1 protein-coding gene is annotated in these 577 nt (G+C 47.1%); it reads left to right on the top strand.

The window, feature by feature from the left end; genetic code table 11:
- A partial coding sequence (locus R8O11_RS29845; RefSeq protein WP_318195209.1) for a response regulator occupies positions 1–535 on the top strand: 535 nt, incomplete at its 5' end.
- Positions 536–577: the final 42 nt, after the last annotated feature.

The following is a 577-nucleotide window of genomic DNA, read 5'->3' as shown; positions in this document are numbered from 1 at the left end:
AGATCTGCTTTTGATGGATGTTTATCTGCCGGATGGTACAGGGTTGGAGATACTGAATACGCTGCGCTCGAACAATCAAACTTGTGATGTGATTTTGATTACCGCGGCTCGGGATGTCGACACACTACAGCAAGCGATGCGCGGAGGTGTGGTGGATTATCTGTTAAAACCCGTCATGTTCCCACGCTTGGAAACGGCACTTAAAAAATACATCACTCAGCGCCAACAGCTGGATGTCGCGAAAAGCCTCGATCAAGGTTTGGTTGACCGCATGTTGCAATCAAATACAGGAACGGACAGTTGCCCTAAACGCTTGCCTAAAGGGATAGATAGCGTAACGCTCGATAAAATTCGCGACTTGTTTGTTGGTGAAGCCGCACTAACGGCTGATGAAGCAGGAGAAAAGATTGGCGCTAGCCGAACCACGGCAAGACGTTATTTAGAATATTTGATCAGCTCGGGTGAACTAGAAGCGGATCTAAACTACGGCACGGTTGGGCGTCCGGAACGTTGTTATAAAAAAGTGATACGGTAACAAAGCGCGAACCCAGATCGTATTTTGAGTGTAAAACAGTTA

It is taken from the genome of Vibrio sp. 1288, assembly GCF_033344475.1.
Note: the sequence above shows the minus strand (reverse complement) of the source record. Positions and strands in the feature narration are given on the sequence as shown.